Here is a 4,352-nt window from a genome sequence, read left to right on the forward strand (position 1 = left end):
TTGATATTTATAAGACGGCCTTTGCTAGACGCTTTCGTAGATCTAGTGCAACTTACTAGTGATCTGCCGCAGTCCTTCGTTAAGTATTTTTTTGAAAAACGTTGACTCTTGTTTTCCTAATAAATCAAATTTTAATACCAGTAGTATTAGAGAAAAATACACAATTATTGCAGTTATTGCAGTTGTAAAAAATATAGCAAAAGCGCCAAAGGCTAAATCTTCAATTACAAATAAAGTAACTTGATTCATGATTACAGCAACAATTAGAGGACAAAAAATACACTTAAAAATACGTTTGATAGAAATAATCCCAAGATAACTGATCCACCATAAACCTGTAAAGGTAACCAACAGAGCTATGAACACCCTAATCTGGGCCATTTCAATTAGACTGTTGATACTCGAACTAAACAAAAATAATGTTGAAAAAGCCATGAGAAGAGTAACAGTATCGAAGTAGAATAATTGTTTCACTTTTCCTACAGCCACCATCAAATCAGCAAAAAAATCACCTAATGCAAAGATAACAACTAATCCTCCCAAACTCGCAATAACAGCGGTATAGGGTATCCATTGCTCACCTAAAACCAATTCTACCAGTGGCGCCGCAATTAGCGCCCATCCGAACGATATCGGAAAACCAATAAGCGCAATTATCGCAATTGATTTTGAAATTTGAGAGCGTTGATCCTCACTGTAGTTTTGTGCTTTGGCAATCGAAGTGAATAGAACCCCCGTAATAGGTGAAATGAGTTCTCGACTTGGAAATAAAACAAGATCCTTAGCTAAATGATAACCGCCAAGACCAGCTAAACCCGAGATATTAACTGCAAACCAAGTATCGAATTTAGACTTTAAATGCCCAACCACCGCTTTAAACATTACCCATTTAGAAAAATGAAACTGTGCTCGCCAATTTAATAAACCGAATTGCGTTCTATCACTTATCATCATGTAAGAAAGTAAACAATTTGCAACTGAAGCGAAAATAGCTCCGATTAATAAGGCCCAGTAGCTATGAAAAATAAAAGCTAGTGTTATGGTAACCAAACTAGATACAAGTTTGCTGTACAAAAAAACCATCGAAAATGCTTTATACTCAAGGTCTTTCTTGTATTGAATAATCTCACCGTTCACTAAAGCGTTTATCAAAGGGAGGCATGATGCGAGAAGTAAAGCGGGTATTAACGAAGCATAGTCATAATAGTAGGCAACAAAGGGACCAAGAACAGCCAATACTATTGTCGCACCCGTTTTTGTTATCAGATTAGTAGTCCAAGCACAATTTAGGTCTTCTCGAGTTGAGTGTTCTTTTTGAATATAATATTGCTCTGCACCTACGTTAGTAAAAGTCTCAGTTAATTGGATAGCTAGCATAATAATAGCTGCTATACCAAAAGCTTCAGGGGTCAGTAAACGAGCTAAGATAACGATTGAAATAAATCCTAGTAATCGATTAATCCAATTAACGATAACAACCCATTTAATACTTTTAATTATCTTATTATTATTGTTTATAGGTGCATGCATAGGCAATTTCCCAATCGTTCTCAACCCTTCACAGCATAAATAACAATGCCGATAACGTTACAAATTTTTATCCGTTAAATAAATAAAAAAAGCTACAGCGAAAACCTGTGTCCCATTTATACAAATAAGTTAAGGCAAACGGTATTTATTACCACCTTAGTCAGGCTTGACCATAACAGTTTATATAGTAGTATCAACAAGTTTAATGTGGCATCAGAATCAGGTCGTTAATTTGCTACTTTCGACTTTAAAATACAGAGCAAGAACATTCGTAATAGCGTGATGTTTTCTCAGGCGCTTTATAATTGAAGATTGTGTGTTTATCAAACTAAACATGACAATTTTAAAGTTAACAAATAATTATTTGCAGCAAAGGTAAAGCACAAATGCAGTTGTCTATCGTGATCCATACAGAAGAAGAGTTTGATTGGAACGGTGGTTTCTTTAAGGCAAATGATAACGTTACCCACGGAGAAAAACTAACTCAGTTTTGTAAAGCGCTTATTACTGAGGGAGCAAAAATCACATTTGCCTTAGATTATGCGTTTGTGAATAGTCAAGAAGGCCAAAAAGTTATTGATTTTTTTAAAACTCAGTACAACAACGTAGAATTTGCCACGCACTTACACCCCTGGGTAAACCCTCCCTTTGCCGAAGGAGACCAAGTAACAAACTTTAACTCTTACCCCGGCAACTTAGGCGAACAACTAGAATTTGAAAAACTAAAAAGCCTAACCAACATAATCACCGAAGTATGTGGTGTAAAACCAACCACTTATTTAGCAGGGCGTTACGGCATTAGTGAACACACAGTAACTAACCTCAAAAAATTAGGGTACAAAACCGACGTTAGTATTAGTCCTTTTTGCGATTTCACTCACCAAGAAGGTCCTAATTTCAGTAGTTACAATAACGATATTTTTGTCAACAATGAAATATTATACTGGCCTCATACCACATCTGTATTGGCAATTACTCCCTCACTAGAAAGGTGGTTTAACCAAAAGCCCTCTCGTTTCGAAACCTATCAAAAGAATTTTATCAGTCGTTTACTGATGAAAGTTTTACGCGTAAAGCGCCAACGTTTATCACCTGAAGGTTTTGCACTGGCAGATTTAAAAAAAATAACGCGAGCACAGATGCGCTTAGGACAAAAGGATTTTATCTTATCGTTCCATTCACCCAGCATAAAAGCAGGTTTAACCCCTTACGTAAAAGAGCAGAAAGACGAAGACCATTTTTTAACGGTAACTATCGATTATATCAAATGGTTTCACTCACATAATTCTGGCCAATTTGTTCTTGTTAAAGAAAAAGAATACGGAGTTCGCCAGCCATGACCCAGTTAGTACAAATTTGTGTTATGGCATACAATCTTGAAAAAGAAATATATAACAGTCTAACAAGTATCATTGCGGCGTCAGATGAGTTAAATATCCGAGTGTTTGTGATGGTAAATGGCTGCAAAGACCAAACACTAAAAGAGTGTCAGCGTTTTGCAGAGCACGATAGAAGAGTTATCCCCGTTGACATTAAACTTGGTGACAAAGCCAATGCTTGGAACGAATTCGTTTATAATTTTTATCAAGCTGGTGCAATACCTGTTTTTTTAGATGGTGATTTGATTTTTGAACAAAATGCTATTAACCATATCGTTACGCACTTTAATAACCAAGCAAACGTTAATGCTGTTTCGAGCTTCCCTTGGGCAGGAGGACGTAGTGCCAAGACTTGGCGTGAAACCTTGTTAAAAAATCACGAGTTTACCGGCAACCTATATTTACTCTCACCCGTTTTTCTCACAAAAATCAAAAACCTTAATGTAAAACTACCTGTAGGGTTAATTGGCGATGACAGCATGCTAGGTTATTTATCTGCAACAGATGTTTGCGCTGGTACTGATTTACCTAAAGAACGCATTTCTGTGTGCCAAAATGCGATATTTTATTACCCCAGATTAAATTGGCGGAAATATGATGATATTCGTTTGTATCTTAGAAGACGTGTACGTTATTCAATGCGTAAATATCAACAAAATGAAATCGTTAAAAACTTAAAAGCCCATGGCTATAAAGCGATGCCGGAAAAAGCGGTAGATGCATTTATACAAAATCCGACAGCATTAACATTAAGTTTTAATGGTTTAAATACTCTTTTTGATTGGATAGCCATTTCAAAAATGAACCAAGAAATAAATAAAAAGGCATAACCGTGAAAAATCAACGCACTACCCCATTTTTTAGCGTTGTGGTACCAACACGCAACAGGCCAGTTGAATTTAAAAAAGCATTAGATTCAGTGCTTGAACAATCTTATGATTCATTTGAAGTTATTGTGGTGAACGACGGTACCAATGCGCAGCACAGAGAAGCATACGATGATTTAGAAAAAATCAGCCCTGATAATGTAAGTTACATTAACCTTATTGAGCGTACACGCGGACATGGCCACTGCTTTGCTAGAAACCAAGGGGTAGACATTGCCCAAGGAAAGTTTATTTGCTTTTTAGATGATGACGACTGGTGGATTGACCAAAATTTTTTAATGCGTGCAGCAACTGAAATAGAAAAAGCCAACGCAGACTTTTATTTTGCTAATCAAAAAGCTATGACTCATGAAAATAAACAGGTGGCAAATGTTTGGGTAGAAAATCTGCCAGCAACCTTATCCCCAAATGACCCGCGCTTATCTGAAACTGTATTTCCCGTAACGGTAAAAGAAATGTTAAAAGCCTCAGGTTTTCCACACCAAAACTGTTGGGCAATAGCTAAAAAGCTATATATCCAAATTGAGGTTATGGTCGAAAATTTAAGATATGAACC

The 4,352-nt window shown here is 36.4% G+C and carries 4 protein-coding genes; 3 read left to right on the forward strand and 1 reads right to left on the reverse strand.

The features are described 5' to 3' along the window. Nucleotides 1–42: 42 nt before the first annotated feature. Nucleotides 43–1,530 carry an oligosaccharide flippase family protein gene (locus tag NWQ57_RS07565; protein WP_306021537.1) on the reverse strand — a complete coding sequence of 496 codons (1,488 nt, stop codon included), beginning with the start codon at nucleotides 1,528–1,530 and terminating at the stop codon, nucleotides 43–45. 386 nt (nucleotides 1,531–1,916) lie between these two features. Between NWQ57_RS07565 and NWQ57_RS07570 the strand changes: the two genes are divergently transcribed. The 3 genes from NWQ57_RS07570 to NWQ57_RS07580 form a co-directional block, all read left to right on the forward strand. Continuing rightward, nucleotides 1,917–2,870: a hypothetical protein gene (locus tag NWQ57_RS07570; RefSeq protein ID WP_306021538.1), complete on the forward strand. Its 954-nt coding sequence runs from the start codon at nucleotides 1,917–1,919 to the stop codon at nucleotides 2,868–2,870. After that, nucleotides 2,867–3,739, forward strand: a complete 873-nt coding sequence (locus NWQ57_RS07575; RefSeq protein WP_306021539.1) for a glycosyltransferase family A protein — start codon at nucleotides 2,867–2,869, stop codon at nucleotides 3,737–3,739. Before NWQ57_RS07570 ends, NWQ57_RS07575 begins: the two co-directional genes overlap by 4 nt. A gap of 2 nt (nucleotides 3,740–3,741) precedes the next feature. Then, nucleotides 3,742–4,352: glycosyltransferase family 2 protein (locus NWQ57_RS07580; protein ID WP_306021540.1), on the forward strand; the 611-nt coding region annotated here is incomplete at its 3' end.

Origin of the sequence: Paraglaciecola sp. (assembly GCF_030730205.1) — a bacterium.
Taxonomy (GTDB): Bacteria; Pseudomonadota; Gammaproteobacteria; order Enterobacterales; family Alteromonadaceae; genus Paraglaciecola.